The 18,259-nt window shown below is 57.7% G+C and carries 10 protein-coding genes; 9 read left to right on the top strand and 1 reads right to left on the bottom strand.

Annotation, left to right across the window (positions count from 1 at the left end; translation table 11 throughout):
• The first annotated feature begins 495 nt into the window (after window positions 1–495).
• A complete protein-coding gene (locus MKX51_RS26910) occupies window positions 496–1,560 on the top strand; it encodes a hypothetical protein (RefSeq protein WP_340994516.1) in 1,065 nt (354 codons plus the stop codon).
• A gap of 489 nt (window positions 1,561–2,049) precedes the next feature.
• Here the strand turns inward: MKX51_RS26910 and MKX51_RS26905 are convergent, their stop codons facing one another.
• Window positions 2,050–2,850 (bottom strand): polysaccharide deacetylase family protein, encoded by an 801-nt coding sequence (locus tag MKX51_RS26905; protein ID WP_340994514.1) that lies wholly within the window; start codon window positions 2,848–2,850, stop codon window positions 2,050–2,052.
• A gap of 301 nt (window positions 2,851–3,151) precedes the next feature.
• On the opposite strand from MKX51_RS26905, the gene bglB reads away from it, so the two are divergent.
• The 8 genes from bglB (at window position 3,152) to MKX51_RS26865 (ending at window position 17,575) form a co-directional block, all read left to right on the top strand.
• Entirely contained in the window at window positions 3,152–4,216 is a 1,065-nt protein-coding gene (gene bglB, locus MKX51_RS26900; RefSeq protein WP_340994513.1) for a beta-galactosidase BglB, read from the top strand.
• On the top strand, window positions 4,209–5,249 hold the full coding sequence (locus tag MKX51_RS26895) for an SGNH/GDSL hydrolase family protein (RefSeq protein WP_340994512.1): 1,041 nt from the start codon (window positions 4,209–4,211) through the stop codon (window positions 5,247–5,249). The genes bglB and MKX51_RS26895 overlap by 8 nt, the downstream gene beginning before the upstream one ends.
• Before the next feature lie 163 nt (window positions 5,250–5,412).
• Window positions 5,413–6,384: an ABC transporter permease gene (locus MKX51_RS26890; RefSeq protein WP_445322037.1), complete on the top strand. Its 972-nt coding sequence runs from the start codon at window positions 5,413–5,415 to the stop codon at window positions 6,382–6,384.
• A 12-nt stretch (window positions 6,385–6,396) separates the two neighbouring features.
• Window positions 6,397–7,272, top strand: a complete 876-nt coding sequence (locus MKX51_RS26885) for a carbohydrate ABC transporter permease (protein WP_340937937.1) — start codon at window positions 6,397–6,399, stop codon at window positions 7,270–7,272.
• Window positions 7,273–7,330: 58 nt separating this feature from the next.
• Window positions 7,331–8,989: an extracellular solute-binding protein gene (locus tag MKX51_RS26880; RefSeq protein WP_340937938.1), complete on the top strand. Its 1,659-nt coding sequence runs from the start codon at window positions 7,331–7,333 to the stop codon at window positions 8,987–8,989.
• 32 nt (window positions 8,990–9,021) lie between these two features.
• Window positions 9,022–10,797: a hypothetical protein gene (locus MKX51_RS26875; RefSeq protein WP_340994511.1), complete on the top strand. Its 1,776-nt coding sequence runs from the start codon at window positions 9,022–9,024 to the stop codon at window positions 10,795–10,797.
• A gap of 342 nt (window positions 10,798–11,139) precedes the next feature.
• Window positions 11,140–15,219, top strand: a complete 4,080-nt coding sequence (locus MKX51_RS26870; RefSeq protein WP_340994510.1) for an Ig-like domain-containing protein — start codon at window positions 11,140–11,142, stop codon at window positions 15,217–15,219.
• 82 nt (window positions 15,220–15,301) lie between these two features.
• Window positions 15,302–17,575: a helix-turn-helix domain-containing protein gene (locus tag MKX51_RS26865; RefSeq protein WP_340994509.1), complete on the top strand. Its 2,274-nt coding sequence runs from the start codon at window positions 15,302–15,304 to the stop codon at window positions 17,573–17,575.
• Window positions 17,576–18,259 lie beyond the last annotated feature (684 nt).

Below are 18,259 nucleotides of genomic sequence, written 5' to 3'. Positions count from 1 at the left end.
AGTGCAACAGATCGCTTTTTACAACCGCTAAAGAGAAGATCTACTGTAGTAAATACAATAGATCACTGTGCGCCAAGCAGAACTCGAAGCCTTGCTCGAACCCGCAGTCGAAACGCAACCCAACGCAACCCAACGCAACCCCAGTTCAAAGCCTTTAGGGATTAATAATAAAATATGTAAAGTTACTTCCTACCCACCTCAGCTCGCCCCACTTACTCCAGCTTATTCACACATTCCAACTCGCCCCACCCGCTCCAACTCACTCATCCGCTTCATTTCACCCGCCTAATCTAGCTCACGCACTCCCCTCAACACGCGGCCCCACCGTGTCCACTACCGATCCGGGTAAGGTGTTGCTGCCGCATTCCTTTGATACCGTTTGCATATTTCAGTACCTTTGCCAGTATTTATAGATTGAAGCCTCTTAATATGCTGGCAGCTTCTCTTCAGGGGAGCGGAGCGGCAGTAATTCAAAGGTAAAGGGTGGGTGCGAGGATGAAGGGTGAACGCCAGCAGAAGGATGATCCAAACAAGGAAGAGCGCCCGTTCAAGTATAACGCCGGGGACCGGACCATTGGCGTGGAGATGAGCCAGTCCGCATCTGTAGCCTCCGCCGCAGCGGAATTTCTTGCTGAGGGGGACCGGCGCAAGAGTAACGTGAGTACGAGCCGCACGTATAACCGCCGTCCCGGGGAGCGCCAGGCCTTCCTGGTGCTGCGCGAGGGCAGGGGGGACGGGGCTGTCCGCCGTGAGCCGCCCGGTGTCTACCCTGCGGGGCCCTGCCTGATCCGGGGCGAGGAATGGCTGCACGAGCCGGAACTGTCGGCGCTCTATTCGCGCTGGATGTCGTGCGGGGATGAGGAGCCGGTGCAGGCTGAGCGTATCCTGCAGCGGATCTATCACCGGCTGCGGGCTGCTGCTGCCGACCTCCTGGAGTCGGCGGACGGCGTCTGGGCCGCAGTCACTCTGCCTTACACGGCGGAGCTCGCCGCCCGCACGGACCGGCTGGCCGCGCTGCAGGACGCGCAGCTCGGCGCGCTGTTCGCCGCCGTCCTGCACAGCCAGCGGCTGGGCGGCGACAGCCGCATTGACCTGCTGGCGCCGTACCCCGCCAGCCTGGAGGAATTCGCGGCGCAGCGCGAATTCATTGAGGGCGTGGCCGAGCAGACTCTCGGCCACGCTTATGCGGCAGCCTGCCGCATCGGGGCGCTGCTCGCGCCCGATGTGGGGCCGGCTGCCGCCGGGGAAATCGCGCGCATCGCCGATTTCCTGGTGCTGGACGGCGCGGCGGAGGAGGCCGCGCCCGGGGAGAACGCCGCCGAGGGCTTCGCGCAGGCGGCGGCCGGGGTGCTGGCCGCCGTGCGCCGGGTGCGGCCGGCGGCGGCAGTGCTCGCCGCGGGGGCACCGGCGGCGTACACGCTGGCCGATCTGTATGAGATCGGCTTGAGCGGGGTCTTCTGCGGCGCGGCTCAGCGGACCGACGCGCTGCTGCGGGCGGCCTGCCTCACCTGGATAGCGAGGCAGGAGCATCCTGATGCTGCCGCCGGAGGATGGCAGTAGCAGGCGGACAGAGTGGCTGTTCCTAATTCATCTAGAGCTGCGACTCAAGCTGTTCAAGCTGCTGTCACCGCCTGAGCATTATCACCGTCACACGCCGGTAATCAGGCCTTTGGGCCGCCGGACCATACATTATTACCGACAACTCTCAGTGCCTAAGTGACTCTACCATAACAATAACCCGATTCCACCAGCCATTCAGGCTGCGGCGGAATCGGGTTATATTGTGCTGCATATAGCAGGGAGTTACCGCACCACAGTGTACCTTTGAACTAACCGGCTGCTGTAGCCGAAATCCTGCACTAAATACAACATTCCCCGCGTTAAGTCGGCTGTAACTATGGATTGTTGCATGAAATGCAGCATTTCTCATCTCCCGAACCGATGGGCGAGACAATTCCTGCATTTTGTACAACATTCCTCTCAAAATCCCGGGATTAATGAATCAAAGCTGCAATTAGTGCAACATTTCTCCTTCGTGGCCAGCAATCCCTACCCCAACCTCACCGTTCCCCCGCCCGGAATACGGCGGGCTTCATCCCCCACAGAGACCCACACCTCCGTAGCCGACGGATTATACACCATCTCCTGCGAAGCTGAGAAGCGCAGTCCCTGCACAGCGGACAGGTAGTCCACGATCTCGATGTTGGTCGCGTACCAAATGTCTTCATGGCCGCCCATCATAGCGGCGAACTGCTCCAGCTCCTGCCAGTTATCGTCGTCATTGAACTCATAGCTGTGTCCCCAAACGTACAGCAGTTGCATATACGAGAAGCGGGGCTTTTCCTCCAGGAACTTTTTGCCCAGGGCCAGCATCTCCTTGTGATGGCAGGTAGGGTGCCAAGCCAGCAGGTTGTCCGGCAGACTGAAGCTGCGGTGGGAATTCACCGTACGGGAATACTCAATGCCCAGGGCAGGCAGCAGGCCGATCACCTGATCATTGTAATTGCCGAACGGATAGGACATGCCTCTCACCGGATAGCCCCCGATGGCCTCCAGATGTCTACGGTCCTTCAGAATCTCTTCGGCGATGCCTTCACGCGGAGTCATGGACAGGAAGGGATGAGTACTGGTATGTGCTGAAATCTCATGCCCCTTATAGAGCGCAGCCACCTCGTCCCGTGAGATGTAGCCCTCATTGCCGAACAACCCCGAATTGAGATGAAACGACCCCTTCAGCCCATGCTGATTCAGAATCTCCACGAGCTGCCGGTCATAGATTCTTCCATCATCCCAGCTTAATGTGAGCGCTTTAGTAACACCGCCCGGAAAAAGATCAAACTTGATTCTCATCACCTGTTACCCTCCCTGATTTCTCAATACAGAATTAGAACGTGAGCATGTACTCCTCCTTCTGATGAATACAGTCCCATTATGAACAATGCCAGAAGTGAAAGCGATTAGCAAGATTCTTGTTAATGGACGATACTGCGGCGCTTGACTACACTGGGGTTGCGAACAGGGCTATACCCCGGGAAAAGGCTACACAGGCTTCAGGTTCCGGGTTTGAAGAATCAGGCTCCAGATTTGAGGTTCCAGGTTTCACGCTTCAGGCTCCAGGTTCAGAGCAGGACATTTTACAAGGAGGAACATTATGGAGACAATATCACGAACAGCACTGGAAGGCCATATCGCCCGTGTCATTGAGCGGATGAAGAATATGAAAGGCTCGATTCAGGAGACTGCGCCCATCGGCATTATTGCTATGGATAATTGGGAGTGGCCACAGGGGGTGGGACTGTTTGCCCTGTACAGTTACTACCGTGAGAACCGGAAGCAAGAGATTCTGCATTATCTGACTGGCTGGTTCGACAGCAAGCTTGACGGGGGCATCCCGGCGAAAAATGTTAATACGATGTGCCCTATGCTTACCCTAAGCTATCTGGCAGAGGAGACCGGGCGCGCGGATTATATGCAGCTATGCCGGGAGTGGCTGGAGTATGCGCTGCATGAGATGCCACGCACGGAGGAAGGCGGCCTTCAGCATGAGGTGACCGGCAGTCCGAATACCGGGCAGCTCTGGGACGACACGCTGTATATGACGGTGCTGTTTGTAGCCCGGATGGGGATCGTGCTAAAGGAGGAGGAGGGCATTCAGGAGAGCATCCGCCAGTTTCTCGTCCACCTCAAGTACCTGACCGATCCCGTGACCGGATTGTTCTTCCATGGCTGGACCTTCGAGGGAGGCCACCATTTTGCCCGGGCCCTGTGGGCACGGGGCAATTCCTGGTATACCGCCGGACTGGTGGATTACCTGGAGATGGTGGAGCTGCCGTCAGGGGTGAGCAGCTTCCTGCTGTCCTCACTGGACCGGCAGGTACGCAAGCTGACGGAGCTGCAAGCCCCGGAAGGTGCATGGCATACCCTGCTGGACGACAGCAGCTCGTATCTGGAGACCTCGGCCACCGCTGCCTTTGCTTACGGCATGTTGAAGGCGGTGCGGCAGGGACTGCTGCCTGAGGACTGCCGCAAGCCTGCAATGGCAGCCCTTCATTACGTGCTGGACCAGATCGATGAGGACGGGGTGGTGCAGGGTGTCTCCTACGGCACGGGAATGGGTGCTACGCTTCAGGACTACCGGGAGATTCCGGTCTGCCCGATGCCCTACGGGCAATCCATGGCGCTCCTGCTGCTGGTGGAGGCGATGAAGCATGTATAATTCCGCCAGCCTCAATTCCGCCAGCATCAAGGGGCTGCCGGGGCTGGACCGGATTGCCTTCCATAATGTTGGCGAGCTGGAGCCGGCTACGGGCTACGGAGTGCACCTCCGCCGCATTCCCCGCAGCGTCAGGGAGCATCTGAACGAGCGGGGCCGGTTCATCGCCGGGGAAGCGGGCGGCTGTGAGCTCAGGTTCGTCACACCGGCTCCGAATATCCGTGTCACGCTGACCTTGCCGGAGACGGGTGGCAGCGTAACGGTATACAAGGGCGGGCTGTTCCACTCCAGGCATGAGCTTCAGGCCGGTAGCATACGCACCCTCCAGCTAAGCGAACCGCCGCGTCTGGCGATGGCGGAGCGTGAGCTGCTGATGGAAGCGGGCTTCGCGCCGGAGGTATGGCGGATCTGCTTCGGACGGTATGCCTGTGTGGTCTGCGGCATCGAAACCTTCGGCCATCCGCTCCGCCCGCCGGTGGAAGGGGAGATTCCCCGCAAACGCTGGATTGCTTACGGCTCATCCATCACGTATGGAGAGAACAGCAGCCTGCCGTATATTGCCCACGCGGCAAGACGGCTGGCTGCCGATGTAGTCAATCTCGGCATGAGTGGCTCCTGCCATTGTGAACGGGAGATGAGCAACTATCTTGCGGCGCAGGAGGACTGGTCATTCATGACGCTGGAGCTGGGCGTGAATATGCGTGACCACTTGTCGCCGGATGAATTCCGTGAGCGGAGCGGCTACCTGCTTGACCAGCTGGTGAGCAGACATCCCGGGAAGCCGGTAGCGGTGATCACGATGTATCCCAATTTTGCCATGTTCCCCGGCAGCGGAGTAGCCGAGAAGGATCTTCAGTTCAACGACATTCTGCGAAGTCATGTGCAGCGTCTGTCCCGTCCCAAGCTGAGCCTGATCGAGGGAAGCCGGGTGCTGGATGACCTGGCCGGGCTGTCCTGCGATCTGATTCACCCGGGGGATGAAGGACATATACGGATGGGTGAGAATCTGGCCCGGGAGCTGGCCGGAATCCTGTAATCCCGGGCTGCATAAGGGTTCAGCGGCAATTAACAGAAAAACTGAATATTGCCCTAACCCGCTGAAGCGGCTATGGTGAGGACATGAAATCGGCCATTTCAGCTCCGTAGCATTTATTCATCACACAATTAGGCACCACATGCAAGTGAAAGGAGGCACCGTAATGAAAGCGAATACAAGCAGTGAGGCGGTGCTGCGTCTGGACACTTCACGGCAGACCGGAAGCAGCCGCAGACGTTTTTGGCAGACCCGCCGCTTCAAGAATAATGTCCCCCTGTGGGTCATGTTCGTTCCGGTTATCGCATTTTATATGATTTTCAAATACACCCCCATGCTGGGGCTGGTCATCGCCTTCAAGGATTATACCTTCTATGAGGGGGTATGGGGCAGCCGGTGGGTGGGCATGGACAATTTCACCAATCTGTTCACCCAGGCGCAGTCGGTGCAGATTATCCGCAATACGCTGGTGCTCAGTATATTGTCGGTGCTGGTCAGCTTTCCGTTCCCGATTGCCCTGGCGATTATGCTGAATGAAGTCAGGAACAAGTGGTTCAAAAAATCGGTCCAGACTCTCGTCTACCTCCCGTACTTCTTCTCCTGGGTCATTGTCGGCGGGCTGGTGGTGACAATCTTTGCCCAGACCGGGGTAGCCAATGCGGTGGTTGAGAAGCTGACCGGCCAGGCTTTTCCCTTCCTGTTCAAAGAGTGGTCCTGGGTCTCGATCTTCCTCGGCTCGGGAATCTGGAAGGATGCGGGCTTCAATGCAATTATCTATCTGGCTGCGCTGACCTCCATCGACCCCAGTCTCTATGAGGCGGCGAGTATGGACGGAGCGGGCAAATGGAAGCAGATCCGCCATATCACGCTGCCCGGGATCAGTCCAACCATCGTTATTATGCTGATTCTGGCCATGGGGCGGGTCATGGAGGTAGGCTTCGACCATGTGTACGTGCTGCAAAATTCGATTGTATCGGGGATCTCCGAGGTTATAAGTACGTATATTTACGCGATAGGACTACAGGGAGGGCAGTTCAGCCTGACCGCTGCACTGGGGATGTTCGATTCCCTCGTGGCACTGACCCTGGTGCTGATATCCAACGCCATTGCCCGGCGCTTCAATAAAGGCTTGTGGTAACAGGAGGACACTATGCAAAGTACAAACGGTGAAAAAGTATTCTACAGCTTCAACTATCTGCTGCTGACGCTCGCAGGCATTCTCTGCCTGCTGCCGCTGCTCCATCTGGCCTCCCTGTCCCTCAGCGGCAAGGACGCGGTGCTCTCCGGTTTTGTCACCCTGTGGCCGGTTGATTTCACAATAAGCTCTTATACCATGCTCTTCGAGGGAACGCCGGTGGTGCGCGCATTTGGCAACAGCCTGCTGATTACCCTGGTCGGCGTGGCGGCCAGTATGCTGTTCACCATCTTCGCCGCATATCCCTTGTCCCGCCGTGATTTCTACGGAAGACGCACGCTGACGCTGGCGATTGTGTTCACGATGCTGTTCACCGGCGGTCTGATCCCGACCTATCTCGTGGTCAGCAGTCTTGGGCTGGTGGATTCCTACGCAGCCCTGTGGCTGCCGGCTCTGGTCAGCACTTATAATATGATGATCATGCGGTCTTTTTTCGAGAACATCCCGGAGGAGCTGGTGGAAGCGGCCCGAATAGACGGCTCCGGCGAATGGCGGCTGCTGGCGGGTATTATTCTGCCGCTGTCCCTGCCTGTGCTGGCGACCATCGGCCTCTTTTACGGCGTGTATTACTGGAATTCGTTCTTTAACGTCATGATCTATATGAACAGCCCGGAGAAAATCAATCTGACCGTGCTCATCCAGCAGATGGTGAAGAGCCAGGCTGTCCTGCAGGAGCTGAATACGATGAACTCGCAGGAGGTTGTCAATATTACACCTGAGGGCATCAAGGCCGCAGGGATTATGGTGATGGTCATTCCGATGCTGATCGTGTATCCGTTGCTGCAGCGTTATTTTGTCAAAGGCGTAACCATCGGTGCCATCAAGGGCTGACCCCTGCTGCACCATACCTGCAAGTACAAGAACGCCATTATAGGAGGGTCATAATCATATGCACACATCACCTCGGCTAAGAAAAACAACCGCTGCCGGTGCAGCTTCCCTGCTGCTCGCCATCGCGGTTACAGGCTGTGGCGGCAATAATGCCGCCACGCAGGGAACAGACAAGGGAGAGGGCTCCGGGAAGCGCGGGACCATCACCGTCTCGCTGTATGACCGCGGCTCGGTACCCGCAGAAGAGGGGACAATGAGCGACAACCGCTGGACGAAGTGGGTCAACGAGAACGGGCCGGTGAACGTCAAATACGTTACCGTTCCGCGCTTCGAATCCCTGCAAAAGTTCAATGTGCTGTTCGCGTCGAAGTCGGCCCCCGACCTGATCTTTGAATTTGATACCGCTTACCAGGGCCAGCTCTATAACCAGAAGCAGCTTCTGCCGCTGGATGACCTGATTGACAGCAGCAGTACAGAATATAAGGCGATGCTGGAGAAATATCCGGCGCTGCGCAAGGCAGGCACCATGGCGGACGGCAAGCTGTATACGGTGGGGCGTCCGGTCCAGTTCGGCCCGCAGCATTATCTGTTTATCCGCAATGACTGGCTCAAGAAGCTGAATCTGGAAGTGCCCACCACACCGGAGGAGCTGCTGAAGGTCGCGAAAGCCTTCACAGAGCAGGACCCCGACGGCAACGGCAAAGCGGACACGTATGGAACCGGGCTAAGCTTCGTGGCCGGCATTATTCTGAACAACATGTTCGGCACCGGGTTCACGCTGTTCGGCGAAGACCAGTATCCCTGGGTGCTGGAGAACGACAAGATTGTGCATGACTGGGACCGGATCAAGGCGGCGGTCTCCTTCCAGAAGGCTCTGTATGCGGCCGGGGTGGTGGATAAGGACTTCGTGACCGATAAGAACGGCGAGAAGCAGAAGCAGGACTGGATCTCCGGCAAGCTGGGCATTTACGGCGGCAACGGGGCTGATGTCAGCACGTATGAGACGCTCAAGAAGAACTCGCCGGAGGCTGAGGTGATCCCGATTGCCCTGCCAGCGACAGAATTCGGCCAGTTCAGCCCGACCCTGACTTCTCCGATTCAGATGACCGGTATGGTGAATGCAGCGGCCAAGGACCCTGAGTCTGTAATAAAAATGATAGATTTCATGGTTACGGAGCAGTACACCACTACGATCCAGAACGGCATTGAAGGTGTGCATTACAAGAAAACCGCCGATGGCCGTGCAGAGGTAATCGACCCGGAGAAGAACAAGAAGGAACTGGAGTACAACCGCGATATGGGGATGCTCACCCCGCTGATCGGCAAGAATTACGGGCTGAAGAACAAGGTGAATCCTACAAAGGCGGAGCAGGATTTTATCGCAATCTATGAAATGGCTGAGAAGCTGTATATGAACCCGGACCGCCCGATTGTCGGGATTACGCAGAAGGCCTTCCTCCCGTTGCTGCCGCAGGATCTGACTCAGATCAACACCAATGCGAATAAAACGATTCTCGACCGGGCCATGCAGGCCATCGTCAGCTCCGATCCGGCTTCGGTGGACCAGTTCATTGAAGAAGCCAAGGGCGTCTGGGAGAAGGCAGGCGGAACCAAGGTCGATGAATTCTATGCTTCCTGGTATCAGGACCATAAAGCGGATGCCATTATGCTGAAGGATATTTATGAGATGGGCAAACAATTGAGTGAGGTGGAGTAACAGATGAATACAAGCACAGGGGGCGGGCAGCGTTGAATCATGAGGTGAGACAGATTCTAGAAAAGAGCTATACCGCCGCCTTGGCGGATAGTGTAGTGGAGGCCGGGCTGGTCCGCTATGACCGGCCCGGGCATACCCGGCAGGCTGCTCAGCTGGCGTATTGCCATGAGGCCCGGTTCTCGGCCGGATATTATGCGTACGGCACCTTGCTGGGACGGCTGGATGAAGCGGCGGGACTGGAGATGCTGGAAGCGATTGCAGCACTCCAGTTCACTGATCCGGAGCACCCGGATTACGGGGGATTCCTCTGGTACCGGGAGGAGAGCGTGATCCAGGATTCCAATGCGGCCTTCTTCATTCTCATGCCGCTGGTGGCGGTGCGTCTCAGCAGTCCCGGCGTCTTCCCGGCCAGCCATCTGGAGAGCATGCAGCGCATGTTCCGTCATGCGGTGGCCTGGTTCTCCAGGGAATGCCGGACACCGGAGCTGTTCTACCCGAACAAGACGATGAGCGACGGGGCGATGCTGCTGGCGGTGGCCCACTTTCTCGGAGAACCTGCTTATCTCCAGACGGCAACCGCCTATTTCAAGAGGTGGGAGGAATATACGGCCCGCCGGGGCTGGGGCTGGGGGGAGAATATCAGCCTTGTCTATCAGGGGGTGATGATGAACGCGCTGAGCATTGCCTGTTCTGTGCTGCAGGAGCATGACCGTGAGCTGGCCGGGCGGCTGTCCATGCAGATGGATGTCCTGAAGCAGCTGCTCCTCTTCCATGACGGGGAGGAATTCGTTCCCTCAATCCGCAGCTATAACTTCCGGGGAGAGACTTGGCGGCAGAGCCTGCTGTGGACGGTTGCCGGTGTGACGGGGGTCAGCGCTCTGGCGGAGCAGACCTTCTCGCTTAACGATCTGGCGGGGTTCCTCCTGTTTGCGGAGGAGTTGCAGCCACGGGAGAACACCCCGGCCGCGCTGCCGGTACCGCGGATTCGTGAGGAGCGGATCTTCGATGCCTCGCGTGCCTATACCTGGATCGGGCAGCGTATCCGGCTGGGCAGCATCAACCGCTTCCCGGTGATGCCGGGCAGCTACCAGCATCCCACCTGGGGACTGGGCTGGCAGAGCTTCCCGGTCAGCTTCAGCGTGAAGGATCAGCAGGTATCCTATCTGCGCTGGTATGTGGATGATTCCGCTGCTGTGCGGACGCATCCGGCGGAGGAATACCGCAGCGCCTATCTGATGCCTGCATTGTTCGCCGAGCCGCTGTACCCGGAGGTGGAGACGCGCTCCGCACAGCAGGCGAATACGCTGGTGGTGGTCCGCTCGATGACCCGGCTGCATAACCGGGCCGCGGAGATCGCGGATGAATGGGTCATCCACCGCTATGACGGTGAGGTGGAGCGGGTAGTGAATGCCGCCGGGGACCGGGAATGGCTCGTGCTGCGTTATCCGGGCTGTGCGGTGGCGGTCACGGCGCTCAAAGGCATTGCTGCCGGGGCAGGTGCCCGAGCCCCGCTGCCTGTCACTGTTGTTCGCGAGGAGGGAAGAATCAAGCTCCGCCAGGTGCTTTATGCCGGTAGCGGCTCGATGCTGGCGCTTCCCCGCCTGGAAGCAGGCTGGGCGGTGGTATGTCTGGACGAAGCTGCGGAGTCAGCGGACATCCAGAAGCTGCTCGATACGGTGACGGTTGAGGATACGCTGAGGGATGACCGGGAGGTGCCGCGCGAGCCGTGGGCCTTAGTGCGGAGCATTGTGCTGACTGCGGGCCACCAGCCGCCGGTTCAGCTCAACGTTGATCCGTACGCCCCTTAACCAACTTAACCAAGCCACGCATTTCAAGCGGGCAGCCGCAGGGTTTGCCGTGTCCCGATTAAGGGGCAGACGGAAGCAGTAGGCTTAATTGCACTCCATACAACTAAATCGTCCGCTGTACCGCCAAATATCCGTTTAGCTGTATTTCGTACAATTAAATTCCCATCTGCCCCCGGATTCTCACCCCATGGGGCAGATTTAGTTGTACAGACTACAGTTAGCTGAGCAGATTCTACCGTTTCGCGGTTTTTAAATGTACAGCATACAACTATCTCTGAATGTCCACATCGAACATGCTCTACCGGAACACTATACTTGCTTCCATACGGAAAGGTGGCTATTATGAGACAATCAAGCCGAAAGCCGTTTTATGTATACGCTATCATTATGGTTCTGCTGCTGGGCCTTCTCCCGGCAGACCTTGGATCTGTTGCCCGGGCGGACAGTGATTACAGGCTGCAAGAGACCTTTGAGACGTATAGCACCGGTGCGAAGCCGGCCGGATGGACGATCAAGACACCTCCCCAGGGAGTGAGTGTGGGGGTGCAGGCCTGGGAGGGGTATCCCGGCAAGCTGCTGGAGCTAGAGCAGACGAGCAAGCTTGCCAGCAGCTACAGCATCAGCAAATCCGTTACAGATGTGACGTACAGAAGCATGTTCAGCTATTCGTTCAGAGCCGAGCAGACCGGAGCGGTGATCTACCTGCCCACCCCGCAGAGCGGGTCCGTGCCGCTGGTGAAGTTCGCCATTAACAACGGGGCGTTCAGCTATATGAAAAAAGGTGCCGGCTCCTGGACCTCCGTCCTGCCGGTATCGGCAGGCGTGTGGCATGAGGTGCGCCTGTCGCTCGACGGCGGCGGCCACACCTTCGATCTGTCCATTGACGGCAACCGTCTGCTGACGAAGGAGCCGATGGCCGAGGGAGGGGCGTTAACCTCCTTCTATATGGGATTCTATAAAGACAGCACAGGGATGATAGGCTTTGACAATTTTATTGTAAGCGGATACAAACAGGCGGTAAGTGCGGCCTTCACCCAGCAGTCTTACGGGCTGCGAAGGGGGGAGAAGCTGTCCTTGCCTCTTCAGTTCACTCCTGCGGATGCTACAGATCAGACGGCTGTGTGGTCTTCCGGCGACGGGGAGGTCGCTACAGTGGATGGCAACGGCCTGGTCACAGGCATCCATCAGGGAACGACTGTGGTGACAGCCCAGCCGAATGAGGAGCTTCCGGCCGTCACTGCGACAGTAGCCGTCTACGAAGATCCGATCACGGATATTGTATTGGCTCCGCTTCAGCGGGCGGTTCCCGCAGGCTCCCGTGTGCTGTTACAGGCAACAGTAACACCGGAAGACAATACGGATACAGGCATCCGGTGGGGAACGGAGGATGAGAGCATCGCCGTGATTGACCGCTACGGAGAGCTGACGGGGGTAAGCGCCGGAACAACTACCGTGTTCGTCACGGATGAGACCGGAAGCGTCCGGGCCGAGACATCCGTTACCGTCACCGGGCGGACAACCGGACAGGAGCTGTATGTCGCTCCGGGCGGGGACGACAACAACAATGACGGCACGGAAGCCTCGCCCTTCCGGACGATTGCCCGGGCCCAGCAGGCGGTGCGCCTGTTGAACGAGGATATGGACTCCGACATTGTTGTCAATCTGCGGGAAGGGACCTACACGCTGACGGAACCGCTGGAGTTCACACCGGAGGATTCGGGGACGAACGGCTATTTTGTCACTTACCGCAGCTACCCCGGGGAGCAGGCAGCCATCAGCGGCGGGCGGTCCGTCACAGGCTGGACGGTGTTCGACAGCGCTAAGGGCATCTACCGGGCGAATGTCGGAACCGGCCTTCAGACAAGGCAGCTGTTCGTGGACGGTATCCGGGCAGTCCGGGCCCGGAGTACAGCGGGACTCGTGAATCCGCTGAAGACGGCAACCGGCTATACCTCGGATAATACGGAGCTGGCCGGGTGGAGCAATACGTCCGATATGGAGCTGGTATTCAATGAGCTGTGGACGAATTCCCGGATTAAGGTAGAGTCGGTAACCGCTTCAGGCGGCAAAGCACAGATCGTCCTGCAGGAGCCGGGCCGGAGCGCGGTCTTTAACCGGGGATTAACCTCGGCGACTGTACCCGTCTATTACGAGAATGCTATGGAGCTGCTGGATGAGGCCGGGGAATGGTACTATAACCGGAATGAAGGTATGCTGTATTACAAACCGCGTGCCTGGGAGAATCTGTCCACGGCCGGGGTTGTGGTTCCTGTACTGGAGCAGCTCGCCACAGTCTATGGCAGATCGGCCGGCGAGCCGGTGCGCAATCTGAATTTTGAAGGCCTGAAATTCATGTACACCACCTGGAACCGTCCGAGTACAGCAGCGGGACACTCCGATTCCCAGAACAACCATCTGCGTTATCCGTCGATCCCCGATGAGCTGACCGATGCGGCGGTGATGCTGGAGCTGGCCAATACGGTGAATTTCCGCAACAATGAATTCACCAAGCTGGGCATTACAGCCCTGCGTATGCAGAACGGCGTTCAGAACAGCCTGGTGGAAGGCAACCGCTTCTATGATATTTCGGGCAGTGCGCTGAACGTGGGACAGCCGAATTCCACCGACCGGAATATCTATCATCCGGCAGACCCGAGGCTGCTGATGAAGAATAATGATGTGCTGAACAATGTGATTCATGATATCGGGATTGACTACAAATCGGCATCCGCCGTATCTGCGGGGTATCCGGTAGATATGGACATCAGCCATAATGAAATGTACAATCTGCCCTACAGCGGAACGCATATCGGATATGGCTGGGATAAGCTGTTCGATGCCGCTACCCGGAACGTGAAGATTCAGAATAATCTGATCTATGATCTCATGGGAATGGGCTTGCGTGACGGAGGCGCCATCTACAGTCTCGGACCTACCGGAGCCACCGCAGAGGACAAAAATCTGGTCAGCGGCAACTACATCCGCAACCAGATGGACGGCAATTCCGCCCTGTACACGGATGAAGGCTCCGCCTACTGGAAATTTGAGCACAATGTGATCGACCTAAAGGATACGCCGCTGTGGCATTCCCCGCTCCGCTGGGCGATGGCCTATGTGCCGACCATCCATGATGTAGATTTCGTGAACAACTATACAACTACAGACGGCTATACCAACAACGGGCGCAATGTTCTGTTTGCGGACAATACGGTCCAGCCGGATGCCGATTGGCCTCAGGCGGCAATGACGATTATTGACCAAGCCGGGCTTCAGCCGGAATATGCCGGGACAGCAGAGGGACAGGTCAGCCGCTGGAGACTGGCACCGGTTAAGCTCGCAGCCGGAGGAAGTGAACAGGTCTCCGTCCATGCCATGAACGGCAAAGACCAGCCGCTAGGCAAGGAAACCAGCAGCTTCTATTATAGCATTCTCGATCCGGCCGTAGCCTCGGTTAGTAGCGGGGGCGTGGTCACCGGACTGACCCAGGGACAGACGAAGCTTATCGTGAACATCATTAACGGCTCCATTCTGCGGACAATCACAACGGATGTATACGTGGGCGATACCTTAGCCACGGTCCGCCTGGAGGGGCATGACGGCAATGTGGCGTATATCCGTGAAGGCGCAGAACTGCAAGTGCAGCCTTACGGCGAGACGCTGTTCGGCAACCGCGAGGAGTTGGAGGAGGTCACCTATACGAGCAGCGATCCTTCCATTGTCAGCGTCAGCGGCACCGGCCTGTTGACGGGGCATCAGACCGGCTCGGCCACCCTCACGTTATCGGCCGAATATCTGGGCACCGTGACTCAGGGGCAATATGAGGTTAAGGTATGGAATGAGGCCAGCCAATACGAACATCCCCTGACGGCGGAACTGCAAGACCCTGATGGCTGGTACGTATCGGCAACGGCGAACGGGCTGAAGGAGACCGGGCAAGACAGCCTTACGCTGAGGGCCCCCGGAGGGCATATCATCTACCAGAACCGCAAGTATCAGAATGAGCTGCTGGATTTCAAAATGAAGATCAATGACAGCGCGGCCTCCTCCAACTGGTACGCCCTGATGCTCAATAACCAGAGCAAGGAGCTGAGCTATAGCACCGGCAGCATGTATCTGGTGGTCATAGGGACATCGGGCATCGAGCTGCACCGCTTCAACGAGGGGGTACGAACCGTGATCTACGGCAAGATTGACGGCCTGACCAGCCTCGGCGGGCCGGCGATCCCGAATACGGCGATAACCTTCGGGGTGCAGAGCCGCGTTCAGCTGGGTGCTTTTCAAGAATCCGGGGGTGTGCGTCTGATCCTGAAGGTTAACGGGGTGCAGATCTTTAATTATCTGGACACCGCCGCAGGGGCGATTGGTGAAGCGGGGTACTTCGGGCTGGTCTCCCGCAATGCGAGCACAGAGCTGGGATATTGACAGCATAAGCTTATGAATCCGGGTGCGCAGCCCATATCATTAATGAGATAGCCAACATCTGGACTTACAGGGGATGACACCGATGCATAAGAAATGGCTGTACCGACTGATTCTTTCCTACCTGCCGATTCTGTTTGCCGTAGTATTTTGCCTCATTATTCTATTCTTCCTGACCTTAAATGAAGCGATGGAGAGACAGACGGCTCAGGCAAACGGAGTGTACGCGGAAAATGTGCTGCAGATTGTGGACACCACCCTGCGCAACCTGGAGACCACCACGATCAAAAGCCTGCTGCTGGAGGAGAAGGTTGGCAGTTATTTCGACCGGCCGGGGAAGCTTGACCCTTATCAGGATTACGGGGTCGCGGAGGTGCTGCTCGATTTCATGTCGCCGCTGCCGATGATTGATTCGGTCTATCTGTACCGCGCAGCCGACGGCAAGGTGCTGATGCAGCATTTCGCCTCCCGCCTGACGGACTTCGGGGACCGCAGCTTTATTGAGACTGCGATGGGGAATGCCCCCAGCTATACCTGGAGCGGAATCCGTGACCTGCAGCTTTTCTCCGGGGAGGACCGGCCGAAATCGGTCATTTCACTTGTGGAGCAGGTGCCTTACTTCTCCGGCGAGCAGGGGCTGATTGTCATTAATGTGCGCAAGGAATCTCTGCAGGCGCTGATTCAGGATATGAACATGGCGAATACAGAAATCTGTCTGAAGGATGCCGGAGGGCGTGCTTTTGCAGGTGCGGATACCTGTTCTGACCCGCAGGTTCAGGATCGGGCGGTTAGCCGGATGTCCTCCTATACCGGCTGGACGATCAAGGTTGGAATGGCGCGGGCGGAGGCCTTCTCGCTGCTGTCGGCCTTCTCCAATATCTGGGCAATTCTGGGCTTTGCGGCTGTCGTTGGCGGGATTGCGGCCATGACCTATATCAGCCACCGGAATTACCGTCCGATTGAGCAGGTCATGAGCCGGATCTACAGGTTCGGAGAGGACCGTTCCTTCGGCTGGAAGCCGCAGAGCAAGGAAGGCGACGAATTTGCCTTCATCGGCCATGCGCTGGAGAGCCTGATCGAGCAGACCAACAGCTATGAGCAGCAGCAGGCCGAGGGGATTCTGCACAGGCGGAATCAGTTATTCAAGGAGCTGCTGGAGAACAGCGGCCAGATGTCGGCGGATAACTGGGTCAGGGAAGCGGAACGGATCGGGATGGACGGTGAATTTGCAGGTGCGGTGGTGGGCATTGCCGAGATTGATTTCTATGAGGCTTTTGCCGCAGGTTACTCGGCACGGGATCAGGCATTGTTCAAATTCACCCTGCGCAGTGTGATTCAGGAGATCTCCGAGAAGGAAGGGGTGTCCCTGTGGACTGAGTGGATCGGACCGGGCCGTCTGGGACTGCTGTTCCGCCGCCCTGCGGGCGGGGAGAACGCTGATGGTGCGGCGGAGAAGGCCCTAATGATTGCCGAGAGTGCCTGCTCCTGGGTGAAGCAGCATCTCAAGTTCACGGCTACCTTCGGCATCAGCGGACCTGCCGCCGGTCTCGGCGGCTTATCGGGTGCGTACCGCCAGGCCCTGGGGGCGCTGGACCGCAAAATAACCGCTGGCCCGGGCCGCGTCTATGCGGCGCCTGCCGGAAGCCCGCTGCCTCCGGCTGAAGGAATGGATGTGCTGGTCCAGGCCATCGGTGCCGTTCCCCAGCTGTACCGGCTGGGGAACGCAGAGTGGAAGCCGCTGATCGAGCGGATTTTCGAGCTGCTGGCAGGCGGCAACTACTCCAAGGAGGATATCGTCCGGCTGCTGAGGCTGCTGGAGACCGGGCTGTCCCGGGAGATGCAGGAGCTGCCGCCGGAGATGAAGGGGATCTGGAATAACGGACGGCTGCGGGGCATTCCGCATTCACCGGAGTCTTTTGAATGGATTGAGGAGCTGCACGGGGAACTGGTCTGTTCGCTGGAGGAGATGGAGGAGGCGCTGCGCAGCCTGCGGATGAACCGTGAGCAGTACACGCTCGCCAATAAGGTGCGCGAATACATTGGCTGCAATTACGCGGACCCCGACTTCTCCCTGACCCATGTTGCCGACAGCTTCGCCATGAACACCAAGACGGTAAGCCGGATCTTCAAGGAGGAGATCGGCGAGAACTTCGTCGATTATCTGGCCCGCCTGCGCATGGAGGAGGCCAAGCGCCTGCTGACCGGAACCTCCGAACCAGTGCAGAGCATCGCGGAGCGCGTGGGGTATCTGTACCCCATGTCCTTCATCCGCGTCTTCAAGAAGCTCGAAGGCATCACGCCGGGCGAATACCGTAAAGCCCAGGGCAGTCCCCTGCGTGATGGTGATGGGGAGGGGTAGGATCATGGATGCATGGCGTTAGCGGGCGTAATGGAACAGCTAGAAGGATAGTTGGTTATAGGGATAGTTGGTGGAGCTACTAGGTGTGTAATAAGACGGCCGGGGAACCTGGCCGTCTTATTCGTGTGCTATGTTCGGAGGCGCTGTTGTAAATACACTACATTGGGCCAACCCGCAACCCGCAACCCGCAACCCGCAACCCGCAACCCGCAACCCGCAACCCGCAACCCGCAACCCGCAAACCCGCAACCCGCAAACCTGCAAACCCGCGAACCCCAACCCCAACCCCAACCCCAACCCCAACCCCAAGCCCAAGCCCAAGCCCAAGCCCCCAATCTCCCAATCTGCCGTTAGAGCGCGGATGAAGTGCATAAATACACCACATTTCCGCTAATCCACCGTTGGAGCGCGGATGAAGGGTATAAATACACTACATTTCCGTAAATCCGCCGTTGGAGCGCGGATGAAGGGTATAAGTACACTATATTTCCGCCAATTCATCGTTGATCCACGAATGAAAGGTATAAATACACTACAATTCCACCAATCCGCCATTGGAGCGCGGATGAAAGGTATAAATACACTACATTTCCGGAAATCCGCCGTTGGTGCGCGAATGAAGGGTACAAATACACCACATCCCCGTAAATCCTCCATTGGCGCACGAGCCAAGTGTATATGTGC

Source organism: Paenibacillus sp. FSL M7-0420, assembly GCF_038002345.1.
Classification (GTDB): Bacteria; Bacillota; Bacilli; order Paenibacillales; family Paenibacillaceae; genus Paenibacillus_AQ.
Note: the sequence above shows the minus strand (reverse complement) of the source record. Positions and strands in the feature narration are given on the sequence as shown.